Origin of the sequence: Comamonas sp. 17RB (genome assembly GCF_030056555.1) — a bacterium.
Classification (GTDB): Bacteria; Pseudomonadota; Gammaproteobacteria; order Burkholderiales; family Burkholderiaceae_C; genus Comamonas; species Comamonas terrigena.
The window spans coordinates 199,479-223,554 of the sequence record NZ_JASHHY010000006.1 but is presented as its reverse complement, the minus strand read 5'-3'; the positions used below and the strand labels follow the sequence as shown (position 1 = coordinate 223,554).

Below are 24,076 nucleotides of genomic sequence, written 5' to 3'. Positions count from 1 at the left end.
ATGGCCGCTGCAAGCCACCACGCTCAGCGCTGCAGCAGTTGCTGCTTCGGTACAAAGTGCCTGCATAGCCCGCTCCCCCATGGCACGCACAAGAAAAAAGCCTTGCAAGCAAGGCTTTTTAGCGATCGGGACCACCCGACAGGACCGAGCCTGCCCCCAGACAAGGCGCTTACTGCACCGCGTTGGATGCCGGCGGCTGCGCCGCCGCATCGGCAAACAGCTGGGCCGCGTCCACCGCGTCAAAGTGGTACTGCTGGCCGCAGTAGTCGCAGCCCACTTCCACATTGCCGCGTTCGGCGACGATGCTGTCCACCTCGTCCTGACCCAAGGAACGCAGCATGTTCTGCACGCGTTCACGGCTGCAGGTGCAGGCAAAACGGGGACCGGCTTCCTCGTCCTGCTGGGGCACAAAGCGCAGCAGCTTCTCCTCCCAGAACAGGCGGTGCAGGATGGTGTCCACGTCCAGCGTCAACAGCTCATCGCGCGTCAGGCTGGCGGCCAGATGGGCGATGCGGTTGTAGTCCTCGTTGAAACCGTTGCGGTCATCGCCCTGTTCGGCACTCTCGGTGGCACCGGCCAGGTTGGCCTCGCCCTTGACAGGCATGCGCTGGATCATCAGACCGGCGGCCACTTCCTCGTTGGCCGCCAGCACGATGGTGGTGTCCAGCTGCTCGGACTGCAGCATGTAGAACTGCAGCGCATCCGACAGGCGGGCGAACTTCTTGCCATCCACATCCTGCAGCGGCACCACGCCCTGGTAGGGTTGCTGACCCGGGCGGCGGTCCTTGGGGTCCAGCGTGATGGCGCAGCGGCCGCTGCCATGCACATTCACCAGCTCGGCCAAGGAGGCACCTGCCGGCACATCTCCTTGCACATTGGCAGTGGCGCGCAGCGTCAGGTCGGAATTCACATCCGCCACGACCAGCTTGACCGGGCCGTCCCCCATCACCTGCAGCACCAGCGCGCCATTGAACTTGATGTTCGATTGCATCAGCACGCCGGCCGCCGCCATTTCCCCCAGCAGCTCGCGCACCGGGGCGGCATAGGCCCCGGTTTCGGTGTTGCTGGCGCGGCGGCGCAGGATTTCCTGCCAGGCATCGGTGAGGCGCACGATCATGCCGCGCACCGGCTGGCCGTCAAAAAGGAATTTGTGCAGTTCAGACACGCTGTCTCATTTCTCAAAAAACGCCCGGCGTTTATCCGCCGAGCTTGCGCAGGCCTTTGTGAAAGCGCTGCGCGTTCAGTACATAGTGGCGTGCGCTTTGGCGCAGGCCTTCGATCTGTTCCGGGCTCAGCTGGCGCACCACCTTGGCGGGGCTGCCCAGAATCATGGAGCCATCGGGGAATTCCTTGCCTTCGGTGACCAGCGAGCCGGCCCCCACCAGGCAGTTCTTGCCGATTTTCGCCCCATTGAGCACCACGGCGCCGATGCCGATCAGCGATTCATCGCCAATCGTGCAGCCATGCAGCATCACCTGGTGGCCCACGGTGACATGCTGGCCGATGGTCAGCGGCGAGCCAAAATCGGCATGCAGCACGCTGGCATCCTGGATATTGCTTCCCGCCCCGATGGTGATGCGGTCCGTGTCACCACGGACGACCGTTCCAAACCATATGCTGGCGTCTTCGCCCAATTCAACCTGGCCCATCACCTGGGCACTGTCGGCCACCCAGGCCGAAGGGGAAATCACCGGCGCCACGCCGTCCAGTTCGTAAATTGCCATGGGGGACTGTCTCCGTTGGTTTTAGTGCGAAACCTAAAATTGTAAATATGGAGCTTCGCCACCGTGCATTGGAGGTCTTGCGCCTCACCGACCCTGAAGAAAAAGCGCTTGCTGTGCTTGACCTGCATGCGCAGCAAGCTCACTATTCCATAGCAGCCGATATCCAGCTGCCGTCCGTGGACCCGGCCAGCCTGCCGGGCCGCCCCGAACGCCCGCTGCTGCGCCACCACACCGAAGTGGCGCGCCGCTCCCCGGCCACGCCCGAAGGCCGGGCCATCTTGATTCACGCCATTGCCCATATCGAATTCAACGCCATCAACCTGGCGCTGGACGCCATGTGGCGTTTTGCCGGCATGCCGCCCGACTACTACCGCGACTGGCTGCGCGTGGCCTCCGAGGAAGGCAAACACTTTCTGCTGCTGCGCGACCACCTGCGCCAGCACCACGGCCAGGACTACGGCGACCACCCTGCCCACCAGGGCATGTGGACCATGTGCGAGAAGACCTCGGACGACGTCACCGCCCGCATGGCCCTGGTACCCCGCACCCTGGAAGCACGTGGGCTGGACGCCACCCCGCAGATCCAGAACAAGCTGCGAAACACCCACGCCCCCGACGCCCTGGCGGCAGTGGCCATTCTGGACATCATCCTGCACGAAGAAGTGGGTCATGTCGCCATCGGCAACCACTGGTACCGCTGGTTGTGCGACAAACAGGGGCTGGATCCCGAATCGCTGTACCACGAACTCACGGTACGCTACGAAGCCCCGCGCCTGCGGCCGCCGTTCAACACCAGCGCCCGCAAGCAGGCCGGCTTCACCGAAACCGAGCTGCTGTGGCTCCAGCAAATTGCTTGACCATGGACATCGACAAGCGCCGCCTGTGTGCGGCATGATCGCAGCCGCCTGCTGCACCGACTTCTGCCCCGCCACCCTTCACGCCCCATGTCACTGTCCACTTTGACTTCTGCCCCCCCTCCCACTGCGCAAGCGGCGCTTCCTGGCGCCATGATTGCGCGGCAGGCCATCGTGGACCAGCAGGGCGAAGTCGTGGGCTACGAGCTGTTCTGCCGCTCCCGTGCCCCCGCCAGTCTGGGCGTGGCCAACGATGTCAGCCTGATCTTTGCGGCCATGTCCCATGCCAGCGGTGACGATCCGGCCGTCACCAAACCCATTTTCGTGAAGTGCTCGCACGAAAGCATGGCCAGCGGCCAGCTGGAGCTGGTCAGCTCCGACAAGGTGGTGCTGGAGGTGGAGATGCTGGGCCATGTGGCCAGCAGCGAGGTGCTGGCCCGCCTGCCCATTCTGCAAGCGCTGCGCAACCGGGGCTTTCAGCTGGCGTTTGGCCACAAGGTGCTGGAATCGGCCTACGCCGCCTGGCTGCCGCTGGCCGACTACATCAAGCTGGACCTGGGCGTGCTGCGCCCGGAACAGCTCGCCGTGCTGGTGGGCTATGCCCAGCGCCACACCAAGGCCCAGATCATTGCCGAGAAAGTGGAAAGCGCCCAGCACTACCACCTGCTGCAGGACATGGGCATCCGCCTGTTCCAGGGCTACTGGTTTGCCCGCCCTGCGCTGGTGGAAGCCCGCCTGCTGGCCCCGGCCCAGGCCAGCATCATCCAGCTGATCAACCTGCTGCGCCAGCAGGCGCATCCGGAGGCCATCGAGGCCGTGCTGAAGAAAGATGCCGGCCTGGCCTTCAATCTGATGCGGCTGATCAACTCGGCCGGCCTGGGCATGGCACGGGAAATCACCTCCTTCCGCCAGGCCGTCCTGATCCTGGGACTGAAAAAGATGTTCCGCTGGGCCGCGCTGCTGCTGACGGCCTCCAAGTTCGGCAACCTGCCCTCGTCGGTGGGCCAAACCGCCGTGGTGCGCGGGCGCCTGATGGAGCTGCTGGCCCTGGAACTGTTGGGTGAGGACGAGGCCGACCAGGCCTTTGTGGTGGGCGTGTTCTCGCTGCTGGACGTGATGCTGAACATTCCCATGCAGGCCACGCTCAACCTGGTGAATGTGCCCGATGCCGTGGGTGCGGCCCTGCTGCGCAACGAAGGCGTTCTGGGCGAGCTGCTGGAGCTGACGCGTGCCTGCGAGGATTGCAGCCCGCTGCTGCACGACCGCTCTGCCACCTTGTCGCGGCTGAGCGATCCGCAGATCAATCTGGCGCACCTGCAGGCGCTGGCATGGACGGACAATCTGTCCACGACCTGAATCCTGCGCTCCCCATGGGCGGTGCAAGGCCCGCCCTGCATCCGCCCGCCATGAACGAAGGCCTGCAGCGACCGACCCCGTTCACCAGCGCTGCTCCCCGCCCCCCGTCGGAGCAGCCGCCCGGAAAGCCGTGCATGCACGCGGCGGATGCAACACCCGGCCATGAAAAAAGCACTGCCAGGCAGTGCTTTTTCGGGGAGAAACGACCAACCGCTTCGCTTACTGCAGCGTGATGCTGGCGGCCTTGATGATCTTGGCGTTCTCCACCGATTCCGCTGCGATCTGCTTGGCAAACGCTGCGGCCGTGCCACCGGTGGGCACGTTGTCGCTGGCCTTCAGGCGCTGCTGGATATCGGGCTCGGCCAGTGCCTTGTTGATTTCGGCGTTCAGGCGGTCGAGCACCGCCTTGGGGGTACCGGCCGGGGCGAAGATGCCGAACAGCGAGGTGCTGTTGGCCGCGGGGTAGCCCAATTCGGCCAGGGTGGGCACCTTGGGCAGCGAATCCAGGCGCTTGGGCGCACCCACGGCCAGCGGCGTCAGGCTGCCGCTCTTGATGTGGGGCATCACCGTGGGGCTGGCATTGGTGGACAGGATCTCGTACTGACCGCCCAGGCCGTCATTCATCTGTTGACCGCCGCCCTTGTAGGGCACGTGGGTGATGTCCACCTTGGCCTGGTGGCGCACCTGCTCCAGCACGATATGGCCCAGCGATGCCAGACCGGCCGTGGCCCAGCGCACCACACCCGGGTCCTTGCGCGACTGTTCCATCAGCGCGGCAAAGTTGGCCGCCTTGTTGGCCTTGGTGCCCAGAATCAGAATGGGCGAGTACATGACGCTGGCCACCGGGGCGATGTCCTTGAGCGGATCGAAGGCCATCTTGCCCAGGTGGGGGCTCAGCGCCAGCGGACTGATGGACGAAAAGCCCAGGGTGTAACCGTCGGCCGGAGACTTGGCCACCTGGTCCAGACCGATCGCACCGCCAGCACCGGCCTTGTTCTCGATCACCACGGTCTGGCCCAGCTGGGCCGACAGCTTGTCGCCCAGTGCGCGCGCCACGTTGTCGCTCACGCCGCCAGCAGGGTAGGACACCACCATGCGGATGGGCTTGGTCGGCCAGGCTTCAGCGGCCACAGACAGGGCAGGCACAGTGGCGGCGAGCACAGCCGCAGCCAGCAGACCACGGCGCAGGGAATCAGTCATGGAAACTCCGGATTGCATAAACCTTGCAATTTTCTTTCAAACTGTAAAACCGCTTATGCGGGTTTAGTAATTCTTCAAGCCACGGCAGGGGGCACCGCCCTGGCGCTCACCCCCGCGGGTGGTGCGTGGCATGCAGCTGGCGCAGGCGCTCGCGCGCCACATGGGTGTAGATGGTGGTGGTGGAAATGTCCGCATGGCCCAGCAGCATCTGCACCACGCGCAGGTCTGCGCCGTGGTTGAGCAAATGGGTGGCAAAGGCATGGCGCAGCGTGTGCGGCGACAGCGGCGCCGTGATGCCGGCGATGGCGGCATACTTTTTCACCAGCGTCCAGAACATCACCCGCGTCATGCCGCTGCCACGCCGGGTGACAAACACCGCATCGCTGTGCTGACCGGCCAGCAGGTCGGCGCGCCCCTGCGCCAGGTACTGCTCCAGCCAATGCTGGGCTTCCTGGCCGAACGGCACCAGCCGTTCCTTGCTGCCCTTGCCCATCACCCGCAGCACCCCGGCCCGCAGGTCGATCTGGAACAGCGGCAGGCCCACCAGCTCGCTCACCCGCAGGCCGCAGGCATACAGCAGCTCCAGCATGGCCCGGTCGCGCAAGCCCAGCGGGTTGCCCAGGTCCGGAGCCTGCAGCAAACGTTCCACCTGCTCGGCCGTCAGGGTGTGCGGCACACGCTGCGGCTGCTTGGCCGGCTGCAGACGCACCACCGGATCCTGGTGGATGCGCGCTTCGCGCAGCGCCCATTGAAAATAGCGGCGCAGCACGCTCAGGCAGCGGTTGGCCGACGTGGCCTTGCTGCGCAGATCCAGACGGTGTGCCAGATAGGCCTGCAGGTGTTCCTCGGCCGAAGCATCCAGGGACACCCCCGGAAAAGCCTGCTGCAGCCAGCGCAGGTACTGCGTCAAATCCCGGCGGTACGCCTGCAGGCTGTTGTCTGCCAGGCCATCTTCCAGCCACAGCGCTTCGACAAAGGCATCCACCGCGGCCTGGCTGGCGGCATCCAGGCCGTCGCCCCCCGCATCGCCGGTGTCTGCTTGCGCTGTTTTCGGTTCCGTCATGGACTGTTCACTCCTGGGGCGCCATTGTGCAGCCGCCCCGGCAGCACTCAGGCCACGGCACCGCAGGATTGCAGCTGCGCAATCTCGTCCGCCCCGTACCCCAGCCCCTGCAGCAGCACCGCCGTGTGCTCGCCCACGGCGGGCGGGCTGCAGCGCACCGGCAGGCGCTGGCCGTCCATGCGCAGCGGCAGCAGCGTGGTGCGCACCGTCTGTCCGGCGCGCTCGCCATCGGTCAGCACCACGTCCGCCAGGCAGCCCGTGGCATTCAGGTGCGGGTCATCGAACAGCTGTTCCGGCCGGGAGATGGGCGCGAATGGCAGCTGGTGCTGCTCGAAGATGGCCGCCAGCGCGGCCGCCGTATGCTGGGCCAGCCGCTCGCGCAGCACCGGCATCATCGTGGAGCGGGCACGCACACGGTCATTGTTGGTCTGCAGCTGCGGGTCGTTCTTCAGATCGGTATAACCCATGGCATCGCAGAAAGTGCGCCATTGGGCATCGCTGACGGCGGCCAGAAAAATCTGTTCCCCATCCTGGGCGGTGAACACGTCGTACATGGCCCAGGACGAAATGCGGTCCGGCATGGGGGCCGCCGCCTGTCCCGTCACGGCGTACTGCATCATGTGCTGGCCGACCAGGAAGACATTGTTCTCGAACAGGGCGGAGTCGATCTCCTGGCCCTTGCCCGTCTGGGCGCGCTGCATCAGCGCTGCCATGGCACCAATGGCGCCAAACATGCCGCCCATGATGTCGTTCACGCTGGTGCCGGCACGCAGCGGGTCGCCCGGGCGGCCTGTCATATAGGCCAGACCGCCCATCATCTGCACCACCTCGTCCAGCGCCGTACGGTGCTCGTAGGGCCCTGGCAGAAAGCCGGTGTGGTTCACATAGATCAGTCCCGGATTCAGCTGGCTCAGCGTGGCGTAGTCCAGCCCGTATTTCTTCATCACCCCGGGCTTGAAGTTCTGCAGCACCACATCGGCCGATGCCGCCAGCCGGATGGCGGCCTGCAGGCCTTCGGCGCTGCGCAGGTCAATGGCGATGCTCTTCTTGTTGCGGTTGAACATGGGGAAAAAGCCCGCGCCCGCACCCAGCAGATGGCGCGTGCGGTCGCCTTCCACCGGCTCCACCTTGATCACCTCCGCCCCCAGGTCGGCCAGCACCATGCCGCACGACGGCCCCATCACCATGTGGGAAAACTCCACCACGCGCAGGCCTTGCAAAGGCAGGGGCCGGTCGGCAGCCGCCGCAGCGGTGTCCAGGGGAATATCGGAAGAAGAAGCCATGAAGTACCAAGAAAAAGCCACAAGACGGGGCGCCGCCGACCGCAGGCAGGGCCTGCGCGCCTGCGGCCCACACCCCCATGCCCACGGACTCTGGGAGCACGCCCACAACCAGCGGCCCATTGTAGAAAGCGCCTGCAGCTGCCGGCCCCGGCATTTGGGAAGCCGCCGCATCCCCAAACGCGCGCGCCCTGCAAGTGCACTGGAGCGCACCCGCGTGTCCGACAAACACCCGACGTCTCCAACGGACGTGGTCCGGTTGCAACACTTGCGCCGTTTTTGAGCCATTTCTGACCCGTTTGCCTGATTGCTCTACGTATAGAGCTACCAAACTTGTAGCAGAATGCGATCCACGCTATATTCATTCCGACTTGGTACGGGGGATCCGCTGCCCCAGTCCTCCATCAACGACATGCGCAAGGAGAAGCGTCTATGAGCTCCAAGGAAAACGCCGCCATCAACCAGCTGTTCGAAAAGTTGGAATGCCGTTATGCACTCCGCGTGCTGTGGGCTTTGCGCGACGGACACCCACAGACCTTCCGCTTGCTGCAGGACAGCGTGGGGGGCATCACCCCCAACACGCTGAACACCCGTATCAAGGAACTGCGCGAATGTGGTCTGCTGGAGCATGGCAGCGACGGTTACACCGTCACCACCCAGGGCCATGACCTGCTCAAGCGCCTCAGCGATGTGCAGGCTTTTGCCACACGCTGGGCAGCCGCGCGCGCCAAGAAGTAAGCTGTCGCACCTTTCGCATCTGGCGCACCGAAGGTGCGTACAGGTATGCATCAGGCCCGGGGCATGCCCTGCAGGCCTGATTTCTTTATTGACGATCTCCAAGGACACCCCATGGCCCTGACCACCACCGCCTCTGGCCTGCAGTATGAAGACACCGTTGTGGGCGAAGGCGCCGAAGCCATCAGCGGCGCTGACGTCAAGGTGCACTACACCGGCTGGCTCTACAACAATGGCGAACAAGGCGCCAAGTTCGACTCCAGCAAGGACCGCCGCGAGCCGTTCGAGTTCTCCCTGGACGAAGGCATGGTCATCCGCGGCTGGGATGAAGGCGTGCAAGGCATGAAGGTGGGCGGCAAGCGCACCCTGATCATCCCCGCAGAACTCGGCTACGGCGAGCGCGGCGCCGGCGGCGTGATCCCTCCCAATGCCACCCTGAAGTTCGAAGTGGAGCTGCTGTCCACCAAGGCTGCACCGGTGCTCCAGATCGAAGACACCGTTGTGGGTGACGGTGCCGAAGCCACACGCGGCAAGCGCGTGACGGTGCACTACACCGGCTGGCTCTACAACAATGGCGAACAAGGCGCCAAGTTCGACTCCAGCCTGGACCGCAACGACCCCTTCGTCTTCCAGCTGGGTGCCGGCATGGTCATCAAGGGTTGGGACAAGGGCGTGCAAGGCATGAAGGTGGGCGGCAAGCGCACCCTGATCATCCCCTCGGAAATGGGCTATGGCGCCCGTGGCGCGGGCGGCGTGATCCCTCCCCATGCCACACTGCGCTTCGAAGTGGAACTGCTGGCGGTCTGATCTGCCCGGCCCGTATCGCACCAGGCGGTCCAGACAAAAAAAGGCGCCTTTGGGCGCCTTTTTTGCATCCTGCAACCCAAGCTACCACGACGCACGCGAAGGCGGTACAGCCTTCTCCTGCACATCGCCAAACAGCACCAGCTCCAGCACTGCGGCCCGCGCGGACCCCACGGCATCACGGATCCGCGGCACCAGCGACGCCAGCTGCTGGTAGTCGGTGGCGGACTCAATGGCCAGCAGCAGACGCAAGCCCCGCAGTCCCAGCCCCGTGGTCAGCTGCCGCGCCCAGCGGTAGCCTTCCACATACCGCGCATGCTCCAGCGCCAGGCTGGCCGTGCGCGCATCCATGGCGGAGGCCGCCGTTTCCTGCTGCGTCCCGGCCCGCAGCCACCCCAGCTCCAGCAAGGTGCGCACATCCTCGGACGTTGCCCCCAGACCGGCCGTGGCACCCAATACCTGGCCCATGCTGCGCTGCCCGTCGCACAGCATGAAGACGGTGTGCATGCTGGGCGTGAACAGGGCGTCCTGTACGGCCAGGGCCTGCCGGCCGCTTGAAGTGGGAACCAAGATCATGCTGCCCTCCTGGGATGGTGCTCATGAAACCAAGCCCTTGCGGCATCCGCTACGGGATGCGCAGTGACTGGCATGCAGCTTCCCACGCCCGCCCCCTTTCGCAAAGGGACAATGCAGCAGGTGTTGCGGCACATCAAATCCCGCGTGCCGGCAGTTCCGACCACCAGCGCACCCGCGCCGTCTCACAAGGGGCCGTAGGGGCGCGGTACGGGCGCGCGGGTACGCGTCAGCCAACTCACACCCCATGCCAGCAGCAGCCCGGCCGGCACGCCGAACACCCCGGCCGAGACGGGCTGGATGCCGAACCACAGCCCATCAGCCAGCAACACATGGGGCAGCCACGCCTTCACCAGCGACGCGTGCGAGAGCATGTAGTACAGCGCCACCACCAGCCCGCCCAGCATGCCTGCCAAGGCGCCCTGGCGGGTGGTGCCGCGCCAGAAAATGCCCAGCACCATCACCGGCACAAAGGCCGAGGCCGCCAGCGAGAACGAGGCCGTCACCATGGGCAGGATGTCCGACGAACGCCGACCGGCCACAAACGCCGCCGCCAGCGCCACCGCCAGCAGCGCGAACTTGGACAGGATCACCCGCTGCTCCGGCACCATGCGCCGCGGCCGGGCATGGAAATACAGGTCCCGCACCAGCGCATTGCTGATGGCCAGCAGCAAACCGTCGGCCGTGGACAGGGCCGCCGCCAGCCCCCCTGCGGCCACCAGCCCCGACACAACAAACGGCAGTCCCGCAATCTCCGGCGTGGCCAGCATGATCAGATCCGCACCCAGTCGGATTTCGCCAAACTGCACGCGGCCGTCGCCATTCATGTCTTCCACCGACAGCAGCGATGCATCCACCCGTGCCCATTGCCCCATCCAGGCCGGCAGCTCATCGAACCGCACACCCACCAGGTTGTTCATGACCTCGTACTTCACCAGCGCCGCCAGCGCCGGCGCCGTCAGGTACAGCAGACCGATGAAGAACAGGGTCCATGCCACCGAGGTGCGCGCCCCCGACACCGACGGCGCCGTGTAGTAGCGGGTCAGCAGATGCGGCAGGCCCGCCGTGCCCACCATCAGGCAGAACATCAGGGCCAGAAAGTTGATGCGTGCATCCTGGTATTCCGCCTGCTGCGCCGGCGTGCCGTCCGGGTCGCCGGTGAACGGCTGGCTGTGCCGTGGCAGGCCGCCCAGCGGCTTGGCGCGCTCCAGGTTCTCCGCCACCTCCCGCGTCCAGCGCTCCCGGGCCTGGTCCGCATCGCGCGGCAAGGCGGCGTACTCGCGGCTGGCCATCACGATGTCGCTCAACTCCCCGCGCTCGGCCCGCAGAATGCGCAGCCGTTCCGCCAGCTGCGCGCGCTCCAGGTCCAGCGACTGGGGCAGCGCCGCCAGCTTGCGCTGCAGCAACTCGGCACGGCGCAGGTAGGCATCCTGCACCTCCTGTTCGGCCGACGATTCCAGCAACTGCTCTTCCAGCACCGCAATCTTGCCCAGCTGCGCACCGTAGGCCACGGCCGCCACCGGGTTGCCCAGCTGCTTGTAGGCCAGCCAGGACACCGGAATCAGGAAGGCCAGCAAGATCACCACATACTGCGCCACCTGGGTCCAGGTGATGGCCCGCATGCCGCCCAGAAAGGAGCACAGCAGCACCCCGCCCAGGCCCAGCATGATGCCGATCTCGAACTGCACCCCCGTCAGCCGCGACGCAATCAGGCCCACCCCATAGATCTGCGCCACCACATAGGTGAAGGAGCAGACCACCGTGGCCAGCGCCGCCAGAATGCGCGGCCAGCGCCCGCCAAAACGCACCTGGAAGAAGTCCGGCACCGTGTACAGCCGCATGGCGCGCAGATGGGGGGCAATCAGCATGGCCACCAAGCAAAAGCCGCCCGTCCAGCCCAGCAGATAGGCCAGGCCGCCGGGTTGCCCGGGGGTCCCGCCAAAGCCCTGCAGGTACAGCGCACCCGACAGGCTGATGAAGGAGGCGGCACTCATCCAGTCGGCCGCAGCCGCCATGCCGTTGTACATGGGCGGAATGCGCCGCCCGGCCACGTAATAGTCTTCCGGGTTGCTGGTGCGGGCGTAGACGCCGATGCCCGCGTACACCATCACCGTGGTGAACAGGAAGATGGGGCCGATCCAGTGCCGTGCCAGGCCCTGCTCCTCGGCCCAGACCATGGTGCCCAGAAATGCCAGCACCCCCAGCACATACAGCGCCAGCATGCGGTGCAGGCGCCAAAGGTAGCTGGAAGGGATGGTGGTGGAGGCGAAATCGGAATTACTGGGGCCGGCCATGGCGTGCTGCCTGGGCGCGGCGGCGCGCAGCGTCATTGCGTTCAAACTGATCCATGGCGACACAGTAAACGAGCACCAGGACAATGAACATCAGGACTGCCCCTTGGGCGGCCATCCAATACCCCAGCGGCCAGCCTTCGGCCCAGGCCTGCAGCTCGCGCGCATAGAAGCAGGCCCCAAACGACACCACCACCCAGACCGCCAGCAACAATGCCTTGAGCCACAGGTGGTGGATATCGTGCAGGTCGGGGGCAAACGTGCCCCCGCCGGCGACCGGTGCTTCATGCGGAAGATCGTCCCGATTCACAAAGCACCTGTGCTGTGCAAGCCTCAGCTTGCCAGACGTTGCCAGGTTGCCACCACGCTGTCAGGGTTCAGCGAGATGGAGGCAATGCCCTGGTCCGCCAGCCACTTGGCGAAGTCGGGGTGGTCCGAAGGGCCCTGGCCGCAGATGCCCACGTACTTGTTCTGTGCCAGGCAGGCCTGGATGGCGCGCTCCAGCATCTTCTTGACGGCGGGGTCACGCTCGTCGAAGTCGGCAGCCAGCAGTTCCAGACCGGAGTCGCGGTCCAGACCCAGGGTCAGCTGGGTCAGGTCGTTGGAGCCGATCGAGAAGCCGTCGAAGTATTCCAGGAACTCGTCGGCCAGGATGGCGTTCGAGGGCACTTCACACATCATGATCAGCTGCAGGCCGTTCTCGCCGCGCTTCAGGCCGTTTTCCGCCAGCAGCTCGGTCACGCGCTTGGCCTGGGCCAGGGTGCGCACGAAGGGGATCATGATCTTGACATTGGTCAGACCCATGTCTTCACGCACACGGCGCAGGGCTTCGCATTCCATGCGGAAGGCTTCGCCGAAATCGGCCGAGATGTAGCGCGCTGCACCGCGGAAGCCCAGCATGGGGTTCTCTTCCTCGGGTTCGTAGCGGCTGCCGCCGATCAGCTTGCGGTACTCGTTGGACTTGAAGTCCGACATGCGCACGATCACGGGCTTGGGGTAGAAAGCCGCAGCGATCGTGGCCACGCCTTCGGCCACCTTGTCCACATAGAAGGCACGGGGCGATGCATGGCCACGGGCCACGGATTCCACGGCCTTCTTCAGGTCGGAGTCCACCGCGGGGTAGTCCAGGATGGCCTTGGGGTGCACACCGATGTTGTTGTTGATGATGAATTCCAGACGGGCCAGACCCACGCCTTCGTTGGGCAGCTGGGCAAAGTCGAAGGCCAGTTGGGGGTTGCCCACGTTCATCATGATCTTGGTCTTGATCTCGGGCATGGCGCCACGGGTGACTTCGGTCACTTCCGTCTCGATCAGGCCGTCATAGATCTTGCCGGTATCGCCTTCGGCGCAGGACACGGTCACCAGGGTGCCGTTCTTCAGCAGCTCGGTGGCGTCACCGCAGCCCACCACGGCCGGGATACCCAGTTCACGCGCAATGATGGCGGCGTGGCAGGTACGGCCACCGCGGTTGGTGACGATGGCAGCGGCCTTCTTCATCACCGGCTCCCAGTTGGGGTCGGTCATGTCGGTCACCAGCACGTCGCCGGCCTGCACCTGGTCCATCTGCGAGATGTCGGACACCAGACGCACCGGGCCGGTACCGATCTTCTGACCGATGGCGCGGCCTTCGGCCAGCACCGTTCCGGTACCCTTGAGCTTGTAGCGCAGTTCGGCCTGGCCCTTGGCCTGGCTCTTCACGGTCTCGGGACGGGCCTGCAGGATGTACAGCTTGCCGTCGGTGCCGTCCTTGCCCCACTCGATGTCCATGGGACGGCCGTAGTGCTGTTCGATCACCAGCGCGTACTTGGCCAGCTCCTGCACGTCGGCGTCGGTCAGCGAGTAGCGGTTGCGCAGCTCGGTGGCCACATCGGTGGTCTTGACCAGCTTGCCGGAAGCGGCCTTCTCTTCGGCGGAAGAGAACACCATCTGGATCAGCTTGGAGCCCAGATTGCGGCGGATCAGCGCGTTCTTGCCGGCCTGGAGCATGGGCTTGTGCACGTAGAACTCGTCGGGGTTCACTGCGCCTTGCACCACAGTTTCGCCCAGGCCATAGCTGGAAGTGATGAACACCACTTCTTCAAAGCCGGATTCGGTGTCGATGGTGAACATCACACCGGCAGCGCCCAGGTCGGAGCGCACCATGCGTTGCACGCCGGCGGACAGGGCCACCACGTCGTGGGCAAAGCCCTTGTGCACGCGGTAGGAGATGGCGCGGTCGTTGTACAGCGACGCGAACACTTCCTTCATCTTGTGCAGCACGTCTTCGATGCCCATCACGTTCAGGAAGGTTTCCTGCTGACCGGCGAACGATGCGTCGGGCAGGTCTTCTGCCGTGGCAGACGAACGCACGGCGAACGAAGCGGCTTCGTTGCCGCCTTGCAGCGTGATGAAAGCGGCGCGGATGGCGGCTTCCAGATCGGCCGGGAAGGGCTGGTTCTCGACCAGGGCGCGGATTTCGGCGCCCACGGCGGCCAGGGCGCGGACATCGTCCACGTCCAGGGCGGCCAGCTTGGCGGAAATCTTGTCGGCCAGGCCTTCATAGGCCAGGAAGTTGCGGAAGGCGTGGGCCGTGGTGGCGAAGCCGGTGGGCACGCGCACGCCCTGGGGCAGCTGGGAAATCATCTCGCCCAGCGAGGCGTTCTTGCCGCCGACGACTTCAACGTCGCTCATGCGCAGGTTTTCGAACGGAACGACCAGCGCGGTCGCCTCAAAACGTTCAGACATGGGAAGCTCCAAAGTTAAAAAACCGGCTCAGCCCAGGCCCTGCTTTTCAGGCCTGCAGCCATCCCCCCACATCTGGCAGAACACACTTGGGTGTTCTGGATGTTGGCGTTCTGCTTGTGTGGGGATGAAATTGGGAATAATGGGCGCCATTGTAGGCCTGCCGCGCAAAGTCCATGGCAATGGCGGGCTGTTCATTTTTTGACCACTGTTAGCTGCCCATGCATACGCGCACCATTTTTGTCGTCTCGGACGGCACCGGCATCACGGCCGAAACCTTTGGCTCGGCCTTGATGACGCAGTTCAACGTCAAGCCGCGCCTGGTGCGCATTCCATTTGTGGATACGGCAGACAAGGCCCACCAGGCCGTCCGTCAGATCAACCACACCGCCGAGATCGAGGGCAAGAAGCCCATCGTCTTCACCACCGTGGTCCACCCCGAGGTGCAGCAGGTCATCCAGAGCAGCTGCAAAGGGATGTTGCTGGACATGTTCGGCACCTTTGTCCAGCCGCTGGAAGACGAACTGGGCGAGAAGTCCATGCACCGCGTGGGGCGCTTCTCGGACGTGAGCCACAGCAAGGAATACTTTGACCGCATGGAGGCCATCAACTACACGCTGGCCCACGATGACGGCCAGAGCAACCGTGATCTGGCCGGCGCCGATGTGATCCTGGTGGGCGTGAGCCGCTCCGGCAAGACCCCGACCAGCCTCTATCTGGCCATGCAGTTCGGCCTGAAAGTGGGCAACTACCCGCTGATCCCCGAAGACTTCGACCGCCGCCAGCTGCCCCCGGCACTGGAACCCCAACGCAAGAAGCTGTTCGGTCTGACCATTGATCCGGGCCGTCTGTCGTCTATCCGCAACGAACGCCGTCCGGACTCCAAGTACGCCAGCCTCGAAAACTGCCGCCATGAAGTGGCCGAAGCCGAAGCCATGATGCGCCGCAGCGGCATCAAGTGGCTGTCCACCACCACCAAGTCGATCGAGGAGATCGCCACCACCATCCTGCAGGAAGTGCTGCCCGAGCGCCTGGGCCACTACTGATCTATTGATCTACTGATCCGGCGCCGGCGGCAACTGCAGCTGGGGAAGCCCCGGCAGGGCTTCGAGCAGATAGTCCACCAGCGCCCGGACCTTGGCCGGCACATACTGCCGGTCGCGAAAGCAGGCGAAAAAGTCCAGCGGCTCCTCCTCGAACTGCAGGCCGGGGTCCCCGGCCCGGGCTTCGGGCATGGGAATATGCACCAGCCGGCCCTGGCGCACCTGCTCATGCACCAGAAAGAAGCCGGCCCAGGTGATGCCGGCGCCGGCCTCCGCCATCGCCACCAGCACATCGATGTCATTGGCGATGGCCGCAATGTGCAGCGGCGGATCGGCGCGCTGGCCGCCACTGCTGAAAGGCCAGCGCATCAGCCGCCCATCCACCTCCCGCCGGTACAGCAGGCAGCGGTGCTGCAGCAAATCCTCCGCCGTGCGCGGCACGCCGTGGGCCTGCAGATAGGCCGGCGCGGCATACAGCCTGCGTGGCACCGCCACCAGATGCCGCACCGCCATGCCCGGCTCCAGCACATCGCGGTAGCGCAAGCTGACGTCCACATCCTCTTTGAGCACATCCACCTGCCGGTCCACATTCAGCAACTCCAGCGCCAGCTTGGGATGGCGCGCGGCAAAGGCCGGCAGCAGCGGTGCCAGGACATGGCGGCCAAAGGCGGCCATGCAGGCAATGCGCAGCCGGCCCTGCAACTCACCGTGCAGCAGCGACAGATCGGACTGGGCTTTTTCCAGCTCGCCCAGCACCGGCGCCACACGCGCCAGGTAGCGCTCTCCGGCTTCGGTCAACGCAATCTGCCGGGTGGTGCGGGTCAGCAGCCGCACGCCCAGCTCGCGCTCCAGCCGCGCAATGTTCTGGCTGGCTGCGGCTGGCGTCATACCCAGCTGGCGGGCAGCCGAGGCGATGGAGCCCCCTTCCAGCGCTTTGACGAAGGTTTCGATGGCGCGCAGATTCGGCATGTTTGGTAAGCGATGGTTTTTTGGATTCGTAAATTTAACTTATGAGTCTAGCAAGCTGGCCGCATCTACCGCTGCCTGCCGGCGCTGCGTACAGTCCCCCTTCGCCCATGACCCCATGGTTGTGGGACCCTCCCCTCACCGATTGCATTTCCGACTTTGATGACCCCTCCCACCTCGACCCCCACCGCACGCGCCCGCCGCAAGCTCCCCCGCCCCTACGCCCCGGTGGTGTTTGCCTTTTACATGTCGGCCATCATGGCCATGCTGATGTGCGCGGCCATCGTCGGCATCAACAGCGGCCTGAGCGACGGCTATGTGCAGCGCGTGCTCGGCGCCTATGTGTTTGCCATGCCCATCGCCTTTGGCTGTGTGCTGCTGGTGCGCCCGCTGGTGGTCCGCCTGGTGGCGGCCACCGTCGAGCTGTAAGCCGCCGCGGGCATCGGCTCTGCCTTTGTTCTGCCGTTGGTATCCACCCAAGCCCCTGGGCTGGTCCTGGGAGGCCGTTTGGCCTCAACGCCCCGATTTTCGGCAGGCCAGCACCCTGGTCATCAGGCCTGGCCAGGAAGACGCCCGGGACCGCACGCTCTGGCACCCCTGCCGGCGTTCCCGCCTGTTTCCAGCGCCAGCCACGCGCGGTCGCAGGGCCTGAGCGACCTTTGCGGCCTTTTCGCGGTCCATTCCCTCACACTGCGCCTGATGCCACCGGCGCATCCATCCCCGGCAACTGCGCGCAGTGCGCACCGGCGATGAACTGGGGCGTGCCGTCGCGCGCAGCCTGCATCTCGCCGTGGATGCGCCATACGCGGGCGATGGTCGGCAAGGTCAGCACGGCATGCACCGGCCCCAGCAGCGCCGCCTCGCCCTGACCGGGCAGCAGCAGCACCTCGTCGGCATAGCGCAGCGCCAGGTTCAGGTCGTGCAGCACCACGATCACGCCCAGGCCATCGCGGCTGGAGCGCTCGCGCACCAGGGCCATGGCGTGGTGCTGGTGCTGCAGGTCCAGTGCAGCCGTGGGCTCGTCCAGCAGCAACCAGCGGCTGCCGGACTGTGCCTGTCCCTCCGGCTGGATCTGCGCCAGCGCCCGCGCCAGCTGCACCCGGGCACGCTCCCCGCCCGACAGCGAGGCCAGCGCGCGCTGCGCCAGGCCCGCCACGCCGGTGGTCTGCATGCAGTGCTGCACGATGGCCGCCTCGTCCGGCGCGGGGTGCTGGCGGTGGGGGTAACGCCCCATTTCCACCACCTCCTGCACGGTGAAGGCAAACGCCAGTTGCGTGTCCTGGTGCATCACTGCCATGCGCCGCGCGCGCTGGGCAGCGGGCAGCTGGGCCAGCGGCGCACCATCCCACAGCACCTGGCCCTGGCGCGGTGGCTGCGTACCGCACAGCGCCGCCAGCAAGGTGGACTTGCCCGCGCCGTTCGGCCCCAGGATGGCCGTCACCCGGCCGGGCTGCAGCTGCGCGTCCACCCGGGCCAGCAGCGGGCCCTGGCGGTATGCGGTCAGCCGAATGTCCTGGCAGTGCAGGCTGCCGTCCACCTGATGGGGAACGTCCATGCCCTGCACCGGGCCGTGTTCCCCGGTCGTCACCACTGTCACAGCCCGCTCCTGAATTGCCGCAGCATCCACAAAAACAGCGGCACGCCGATGAATGCCGTCAGCACGCCCAGCGGCATTTCCGCCGGCTGCACCACGGTACGTGCCAGCGCATCCGCCCCCACCACCAGCGCAGCGCCCAGCAAGGCCGAGCACGGCAGCACCACCCGGTGGTCCGGCCCGGCGATCAGGCGCACGCCGTGCGGCGCCACCAGACCGATGAAGCCGATGATGCCGGTGGCCGACGTCACGGCCCCCACGGCCAGCGCAGTGACCACCACGATCCAGCGCTTGCAGCGCTCCACCGGCACACCCAGCAACTGGGCCTGCGCCTCGCCCAGGGCCAGCGCATTCAGCGGCCGCGCCAGCCGCAACGCGGCAGCGTTGCACACCAGCACCACGCTGCCCACCAGCACCACCGTCGACCAGCGCGACTGGCCCAGGCTGCCCATCAGCCACAGCTGCAGATTGCGCAGCTGTTCGTCGCTGGACACATAGCTCAGATACCCCAGCCCGGCCCCCGCCAGCGCATTGACGGCAATGCCGGCCAGCAGCATCAGCCCCACGCGCGTACCGCCCTGGGTCTGGGCCAACAGGTAGATCAGCACCGTCACGCCCATGCCGCCGCCAAACGCGGCCAGCGCCAGCGCCCAGCTGCCCAGGCCGACCTGCAGGCCGGGCAACCAGGCCTGACCCAGCACAATGGTGAACGCCGCCGCCAGGGCGGCACCGCTGCTCACGCCGATCAGTCCCGGGTCCGCCAGCGGATTGCGGAACAAGCCCTGCATCAGGGCGCCCGCCAGACCCAGACCGGCCCCGGCCACCACGCCCAGCAGCAAACGCGGCAGGCGGATGTGCAGAAACACCAGCTCCTGCGCCCCGGCCCCTTGCTGCCCCCCTTGCCCGGTCACCCACTGGCCGAGCACCTGCAGCAGCTGCGCCGGCGCAATGGCGTAGGCCCCTTGGGCGCTGGCCCACAGCAGCACCAGCAGGGCCAGCAGGGCCATGGCGCCCAAGGCAGTCGCCGGCGCCAACCGCCCGTTGGACAACCGCCAGGGCCGTCGCCAGGCACTGGCACGGCGCGCCGCCGGCACGGCACTCATCTGCACCGCCATTTACACCACCCGCTGCATCTGTTCATGCAACTGGCGCACTGCCGACGGCAGACGCGGGCCAAAGCCCAGCAGGTGGTTGGCCTCCATGGCCACCAGCGCGCGCCGGCCATAGGCCGGCGTCAGAGCCAGCTCTGGGCGCTTCCAGAAAGCGTCGATCCCGCCCATGGCTTCCAGGCCCTGCGTCGTGGTCACGATCAGCTGGGGCGCGACGGCCGCCATGGCCTCGGCCGTCAGCGCACGGTAGCCTTTGAACGCCTGTACCGCATTCGACGCGCCCGCCATGGTCAGCAGCGCATGGGCTGCCGTACCACTGCCCGCCACCTGGGGCGTGCCGCTGTGCGCCAGGATGAACAGCGCACGCGGCTTGCTGCGGGCGCGGGCCACGTCGGCCTGCACCGTCTGCCACTGCTGCTGCAGCTGCTGGGCCAGGGCCTCGGCCTCGGCCTGCTTGCCGGTGGCGCGGCCCGCCATGCGCAGCTTGGCCATGACTTCGGCCCAGTCGTGCGTGGCCTGCACCGTCTCCACCTGCACGCCGGCGGCGCGCAGCTGGTCCAGCACGATGGCCGGACCGGCTTCGCCCGCACCGATCACGGCATCGGGTCGCAGCGACAGCACACCTTCGGCCGACAACTGGCGCAGATAGCCCACCTTGGGCGTGCGCGTGGCGGCATCCGGGTAGAGGCTGGTGGTGTCGGTGGCCACCAGCATGTTTTCGGCACCCAGGGCGTACACCGCCTCGGTGACGGCGCCCCCCAGACTGATGATGCGCCGCGACGCACCGGCAGCCGAAGCCCCTTTGGGCGCAGCAGGCTGGGCCCAGCTGGCGGCCCCGGTCCAGCCCATGGCGGCGACCGCCGCCAGCCGCTGCAGCGCGGCTCTGCGTGCACACCCCTTCATCACAGGCGCTCCAGGGTTTCGGCCAGGTCGCGCCAGGCGGTCAGCTCAGGCTGGCCCGGCTTGCGCACGCCGAAGAACATGGCCACCACCTCACCGGTGTCGTCGAACACTTCCACCGACGTCACCACGCCATCGCTCGTGGGCTTGCGCACCAGCCAGGCACTGACCACGCGGTCGGTGCGCACATGCAGATTGAAGCCGGCATCCAGCACATTGATCCACTGCGCCGCACCGGGTGTGGCCAGGGGCTTGATGTTGTTCACCGGACCGGAATGGATCTGGATGCAGCCTTTGCTGCCCGCAAACACCATGATGGGCGTGGACGCGGCAGCCGCGCGCTGCAGCAGCTCGGTCACCACGCCGGTGGCCAGGGGTTCGCAGAACTCACCTTGCGTCAGGCGAAAGCTCTGCTGGCGTTCGCTACCGAATTTCTTGAGCATGCCGAAGAACTCGTGCGTGTCCTGCATGGCGGCCCAGGCCGTGCGCAGGCCGACCACGTCGATGCTGCTGTCGGGCGCCACCACCGGCTGGGCGGCGCGCGGCTGGAAGGTGTGCTGCGCACCGGCATCGGCATCGGCATCGGCAAAGCGTGCCACCAGCGCATTCCAGGCATCCAGGTCGCTGGCGGGCCGTGCATAGACCTTGTGCACCGCCACGCCCATGCTGTCGAAGAACTGCAGGCTGTGGGCCAGCACACCGCCGCGCCCGGGTTCGGTGACCGCATAGCCGGCGTGCCAGTGCATGAAGAACAGGCGCAGATCGATGTCGGGGTTGACGCACAGGCCGATGGGGCCTTCCTGCGTCAGATTGCGGTAGATGCCGTCCTTTTCATGCACCACGGTTTCGTTGCGCGTCAGCGCCATCACCGGTCCGCAGGCTTCCAGCGCCTGCAGGATGGCCAGCCATTGGCCGCCGACCAGCGGCGTGGATTGCAGCGACCGGTCATGGGCACCAGTGTGGGCCTGTACCACCGCACCTTCGCTCAGGCCCAGGGCCTCGGCAGCATCCTTGGCACGCAGGCCGGCAGCGCGCTGGGTCGCAAAGCCTTCACGCACCGTGGCGGGGTTGGTCAGGGAAAAAGTATTCAGGTGTTCCATCGTGGCGTTATTCATTGCAAAGTCTCCAAAGGGGCGTGCCACAGCACGTCCGGGGTCTGGGTGGGGCTGGCGGCAGCGGGCATGTGCATGGCGGCAGCCGCCGCCGCATCGGCCTGGCTGCGCAGGTCGCTGCGCATTTCGTTGAGGTGGGCTTCGGCGTAATGGGCGGCCGCCGCCGTCCATCGGGTGCGCAAGCGCAGCAGCAGCGCCTGCATGTCGCAGGACAGCTGCGGCCCCTGCATGCTGTGCACCAGGGCACTGAGCTGGTCGGCCACCTTGGCGGCAATGGGCCCCTTGTGCGCCGGGCAGCAGCCATGGGCGAAGCCGGTCATCAGGGCCAGCGTGGCAGCCAGCACCGCTTCCTGTTCGGAAAGCAGGTATTCCTCATCCTGGTTGGCGCTGGCGGTCTCGGGGTGCGAATGCGAGTGGGCGTTGTGCGACATGCTGGCTCCAGTGGTGCTTCGTCAAAAAAGCCTGGGCCAGTGCAGCAAGCGCTGGCCCAGGCGGTTGTGGTTTTAGAAGTCGGCGACCAGCGAGACACGCACATTGCGGCCCGGCTGGCTGTAGGCGTCGATGGCGGCGCGCTCGGTGGCCGTGGTCACACCGCGCACATCCGACCAGTTCCAGTACTTGCGGTCCGTCAGGTTGAACAGGCCCAGGTTCAGGCGCAGGCCTTTGCGCAGTTCTACCTGCGTGGTCAGATCCAGCACGGTGAAGGACGGCGTCATGAACAGCGCGCTGCTGCTGGTGGACACATCGCTTTGCTTCTTGGCCGCATGGTGCGTGGCCGCCAGCTCCCAGTTCCAGTGCGCGGCCTTCTGGCCTACGCCCAGCTTGACCTGCCAGGGCGAGATGCTTTCCAGACCCTGGCCATCGGCGCCCGTGCCCTTGGTGTAGCCGTAGCCACCGCGCAGATTCCAGACACCGCCCCAGGACTGACCCAGCTCCGCCCTGGCCTTGAGCTCGATCCCCTTGATCGTTGCCCGGGCCTGGTTGCGCGACTGCTGCAAGGTGACCACCGGCGAAGTGCCGACGGAGCCGGCATTGGCATAGCGTTCGATGAAATTGCGGTACTTGCCGTAGAAGGCCGCAGCCTCCCACTGGAAGGCGCCTTCGGCGTCGCGTATGCCCAGGTCGAAGTTGTTGCTGGTTTCGGCCTTCAGATTCGGGTTGGGCAGGATGTAGTAACCGTAGAACGGTGTGATGTTGCCGAAGAAGTTGTTCAGCTCGCCCGCCGTGGGGGCGCGAAAGCCCCGCGCATAGTTGGCAAACAGCTGCACGCCACCGCCCATGCGCATCTGACCGCCCAGCTGCGGCAGCCAGGCATCAAAGCGTTTGGACACGGCCGTGGCGCCCGAGGCGCCCATGCTGATGCTGCCCGCATCGGCATCCACGTCCACCGATTCGTAGCGCAGGCCCGGCTTGAGGGTGAAGCGGCCCAGCTCGATGCTGTCCTGCACAAAAGCCCCCCAGCGCGTGGTGGTGGTGTCCGGCCCCTTGGGCACGGCCGTGGTCACGCCCCGGTCGGTGGACAGGCTCTGGGTTTCGTTGTCCAGGCGGTTCACATCCAGGCCGTAGTGCAGCGCATGGCGGCCCAGTTGCTTGCGCGCCTGCAGACCGGCCTGCAGCATGCGTTCGTCATAGCTGTGGTCGCGCACGCGCAGGCCCTGGGTGGTGGTATCCACATCCAGCTTCTGGGTGGAGCTGCTGTCCTGCCAGGCCAGATAGCCCGTCAACAGATCGGCTGCGGCCGCATTCAGGCGGAAGTCGGACTTGAGCGAGACGCGGTTGCGCGTGCTCTCGTTGTCGTCGGTGTGGCTCTTGGTCGTGCCGTTGGCAAAATCATGCAGGTTGTTGACATACGTGCTCTGGCTGCGGCGCTCGACCGTGAGCATATGGGTCTGGTCGGCGTTGGGCTGGTAAACCAGCTTGGCCAGTACCGAGTTGCGGCGGACGTCTTCGGGATTGGCCCGGGTGCGCTTGAGGCCTGTGCCCCCCACGCGGCCCATGGTTTCGGTCTCGTCGCTCCAGTCGCCGTTGAGTGCAAACAGCCACTGCAGCTGGTCCGAGGCCTTGCCCGCCAGCACGGCGCCAGCGGTCAGCCCCTGGCTTTCGCTGCGCCAGCCCAGCAGCGCGCGGCCGGCCAGCGTCTTGCCGTCCAGCAGCAGGTCCGAGGGCGACAGCGTGCGCAGATTGACTGCACCGGCAATGCCGCCGGCCGGCATGGACACGGGCGATACGCCCTTGTGCACTTCGATGGACGACAGGGTCAGCGGATCCACATAGTCGCGGCCAAAGCTGTGGCTGTTCATGAAGCTGTCGGCTTCAGGCTGGGGAATACCGTCCACCAGCATCTGCACGCGGTTCCCACCCAGACCACGAATCTCGAAGCCGGTGTTGCCTTCGCGCCCTGTGGTGCCCGAAATGCCGGTGCCGCGCGCAGGCTGGCGCGGCACTTCCACGTTCACCATGTCACGGGTGGCATCGCGAATGTCCAGCACCTGCTGGCGTTCCATCTCTGCGCGGTTCAGCAGCTCGGTGGCATACGGCGTCTGCGCCGGGTCCAGCGCATCGGCCTGCTGGGCGGGGGCGGCCACGGTGGTTTCGGGCAATGCCGCCGTGGTCGCATCGGCGGCCATGGCAGATCCGCCCCACACACAGGCCAACACGGCCGCTTGGGCCACCGGACGCATTCCTGCCCACAGCTGGGTCATAGCTTGTTCTCTCTTCCTGAAGTTCTGGTACTGCACCAAAGGGTTTGGG

The 24,076-nt window shown here is 66.1% G+C and carries 22 protein-coding genes and 1 pseudogene; 7 read left to right on the top strand and 16 right to left on the bottom strand.

Translation table 11 applies throughout. The features are described from left to right. Positions 1–169: 169 nt before the first annotated feature. Together hslO and QM470_RS12655 are read right to left on the bottom strand one after the other, a co-directional pair. The gene (gene hslO / locus QM470_RS12660; RefSeq protein WP_066539096.1) at positions 170–1,165 is read right to left on the bottom strand and encodes an Hsp33 family molecular chaperone HslO; all 996 of its coding nucleotides are present in this window, start codon (positions 1,163–1,165) and stop codon (positions 170–172) included. A gap of 31 nt (positions 1,166–1,196) precedes the next feature. Continuing rightward, positions 1,197–1,724: a gamma carbonic anhydrase family protein gene (locus QM470_RS12655; RefSeq protein WP_066539098.1), complete on the bottom strand. Its 528-nt coding sequence runs from the start codon at positions 1,722–1,724 to the stop codon at positions 1,197–1,199. Positions 1,725–1,771: 47 nt separating this feature from the next. On the opposite strand from QM470_RS12655, the gene QM470_RS12650 reads away from it, so the two are divergent. After that, complete coding sequence (locus QM470_RS12650; RefSeq protein WP_283339507.1) at positions 1,772–2,581, top strand: ferritin-like domain-containing protein; 810 nt, start codon at positions 1,772–1,774, stop codon at positions 2,579–2,581. Between the two features lie 87 nt (positions 2,582–2,668). Then, positions 2,669–3,934: an EAL and HDOD domain-containing protein gene (locus QM470_RS12645; RefSeq protein WP_083520513.1), complete on the top strand. Its 1,266-nt coding sequence runs from the start codon at positions 2,669–2,671 to the stop codon at positions 3,932–3,934. 219 nt (positions 3,935–4,153) lie between these two features. Here the strand turns inward: QM470_RS12645 and QM470_RS12640 are convergent, their stop codons facing one another. From QM470_RS12640 to QM470_RS12630, 3 genes are all read right to left on the bottom strand, one after another. Continuing rightward, positions 4,154–5,134 carry a Bug family tripartite tricarboxylate transporter substrate binding protein gene (locus tag QM470_RS12640; RefSeq protein ID WP_066539102.1) on the bottom strand — a complete coding sequence of 327 codons (981 nt, stop codon included), beginning with the start codon at positions 5,132–5,134 and terminating at the stop codon, positions 4,154–4,156. Between the two features lie 106 nt (positions 5,135–5,240). Next, positions 5,241–6,197 (bottom strand): site-specific tyrosine recombinase XerD, encoded by a 957-nt coding sequence (xerD, locus tag QM470_RS12635; protein ID WP_283339506.1) that lies wholly within the window; start codon positions 6,195–6,197, stop codon positions 5,241–5,243. A gap of 47 nt (positions 6,198–6,244) precedes the next feature. Further along, on the bottom strand, positions 6,245–7,480 hold the full coding sequence (locus QM470_RS12630) for a CaiB/BaiF CoA transferase family protein (protein ID WP_283339505.1): 1,236 nt from the start codon (positions 7,478–7,480) through the stop codon (positions 6,245–6,247). A gap of 429 nt (positions 7,481–7,909) precedes the next feature. Between QM470_RS12630 and QM470_RS12625 the strand changes: the two genes are divergently transcribed. The 3 genes and pseudogenes from QM470_RS12625 to QM470_RS12615 all read left to right on the top strand — a co-directional run bounded on the left by QM470_RS12625 (position 7,910) and on the right by QM470_RS12615 (position 9,019). Beyond that, positions 7,910–8,215 carry a winged helix-turn-helix transcriptional regulator gene (locus QM470_RS12625; protein ID WP_066539105.1) on the top strand — a complete coding sequence of 102 codons (306 nt, stop codon included), beginning with the start codon at positions 7,910–7,912 and terminating at the stop codon, positions 8,213–8,215. Between the two features lie 111 nt (positions 8,216–8,326). Beyond that, positions 8,327–8,674: pseudogene (locus tag QM470_RS12620) on the top strand (FKBP-type peptidyl-prolyl cis-trans isomerase); the annotation flags it as partial. After that, positions 8,666–9,019 carry an FKBP-type peptidyl-prolyl cis-trans isomerase gene (locus QM470_RS12615; protein WP_225608792.1) on the top strand — a complete coding sequence of 118 codons (354 nt, stop codon included), beginning with the start codon at positions 8,666–8,668 and terminating at the stop codon, positions 9,017–9,019. The pseudogene QM470_RS12620 and the gene QM470_RS12615, both read left to right, overlap by 9 nt. 81 nt (positions 9,020–9,100) lie before the next feature. Here the strand turns inward: QM470_RS12615 and QM470_RS12610 are convergent, their stop codons facing one another. From QM470_RS12610 to ppsA, 4 genes are all read right to left on the bottom strand, one after another. Next, positions 9,101–9,592, bottom strand: a complete 492-nt coding sequence (locus QM470_RS12610; protein WP_283339504.1) for a hypothetical protein — start codon at positions 9,590–9,592, stop codon at positions 9,101–9,103. A 182-nt stretch (positions 9,593–9,774) separates the two neighbouring features. Next, positions 9,775–11,883, bottom strand: a complete 2,109-nt coding sequence (locus QM470_RS12605; RefSeq protein ID WP_066539504.1) for a VC_2705 family sodium/solute symporter — start codon at positions 11,881–11,883, stop codon at positions 9,775–9,777. Next, a complete protein-coding gene (locus QM470_RS12600; protein WP_066539111.1) occupies positions 11,867–12,190 on the bottom strand; it encodes a DUF4212 domain-containing protein in 324 nt (107 codons plus the stop codon). The genes QM470_RS12605 and QM470_RS12600 overlap by 17 nt, the downstream gene beginning before the upstream one ends. A 23-nt stretch (positions 12,191–12,213) precedes the next feature. Next, positions 12,214–14,604, bottom strand: a complete 2,391-nt coding sequence (gene ppsA / locus QM470_RS12595; protein WP_280012726.1) for a phosphoenolpyruvate synthase — start codon at positions 14,602–14,604, stop codon at positions 12,214–12,216. A gap of 218 nt (positions 14,605–14,822) precedes the next feature. Here ppsA and ppsR point away from each other — a divergent pair, with 218 nt between their 5' ends. Beyond that, a complete protein-coding gene (ppsR, locus tag QM470_RS12590) occupies positions 14,823–15,647 on the top strand; it encodes a posphoenolpyruvate synthetase regulatory kinase/phosphorylase PpsR (protein WP_066539119.1) in 825 nt (274 codons plus the stop codon). A 9-nt stretch (positions 15,648–15,656) separates the two neighbouring features. Here ppsR and QM470_RS12585 read toward each other — a convergent pair whose 3' ends face one another. Then, on the bottom strand, positions 15,657–16,613 hold the full coding sequence (locus QM470_RS12585) for a LysR family transcriptional regulator (RefSeq protein ID WP_280012724.1): 957 nt from the start codon (positions 16,611–16,613) through the stop codon (positions 15,657–15,659). A 159-nt stretch (positions 16,614–16,772) separates the two neighbouring features. On the opposite strand from QM470_RS12585, the gene QM470_RS12580 reads away from it, so the two are divergent. After that, complete coding sequence (locus QM470_RS12580; RefSeq protein ID WP_279999046.1) at positions 16,773–17,039, top strand: DUF2798 domain-containing protein; 267 nt, start codon at positions 16,773–16,775, stop codon at positions 17,037–17,039. Positions 17,040–17,295: 256 nt separating this feature from the next. Here QM470_RS12580 and QM470_RS12575 read toward each other — a convergent pair whose 3' ends face one another. From QM470_RS12575 to QM470_RS12550, 6 genes are all read right to left on the bottom strand, one after another. Then, complete coding sequence (locus QM470_RS12575; RefSeq protein WP_283339503.1) at positions 17,296–18,165, bottom strand: heme ABC transporter ATP-binding protein; 870 nt, start codon at positions 18,163–18,165, stop codon at positions 17,296–17,298. 38 nt (positions 18,166–18,203) lie between these two features. Continuing rightward, the gene (locus QM470_RS12570) at positions 18,204–19,307 is read right to left on the bottom strand and encodes a FecCD family ABC transporter permease (protein ID WP_502846839.1); all 1,104 of its coding nucleotides are present in this window, start codon (positions 19,305–19,307) and stop codon (positions 18,204–18,206) included. A gap of 12 nt (positions 19,308–19,319) precedes the next feature. Beyond that, a complete protein-coding gene (locus tag QM470_RS12565) occupies positions 19,320–20,216 on the bottom strand; it encodes a heme/hemin ABC transporter substrate-binding protein (protein WP_502846842.1) in 897 nt (298 codons plus the stop codon). Then, complete coding sequence (locus QM470_RS12560; protein WP_283339501.1) at positions 20,216–21,328, bottom strand: hemin-degrading factor; 1,113 nt, start codon at positions 21,326–21,328, stop codon at positions 20,216–20,218. The genes QM470_RS12565 and QM470_RS12560 overlap by 1 nt, the downstream gene beginning before the upstream one ends. Then, entirely contained in the window at positions 21,325–21,756 is a 432-nt protein-coding gene (locus tag QM470_RS12555; protein WP_218332674.1) for a hypothetical protein, read from the bottom strand. The genes QM470_RS12560 and QM470_RS12555 overlap by 4 nt, the downstream gene beginning before the upstream one ends. A gap of 72 nt (positions 21,757–21,828) precedes the next feature. Continuing rightward, complete coding sequence (locus QM470_RS12550; RefSeq protein ID WP_283339500.1) at positions 21,829–24,027, bottom strand: TonB-dependent hemoglobin/transferrin/lactoferrin family receptor; 2,199 nt, start codon at positions 24,025–24,027, stop codon at positions 21,829–21,831. Positions 24,028–24,076: the final 49 nt, after the last annotated feature.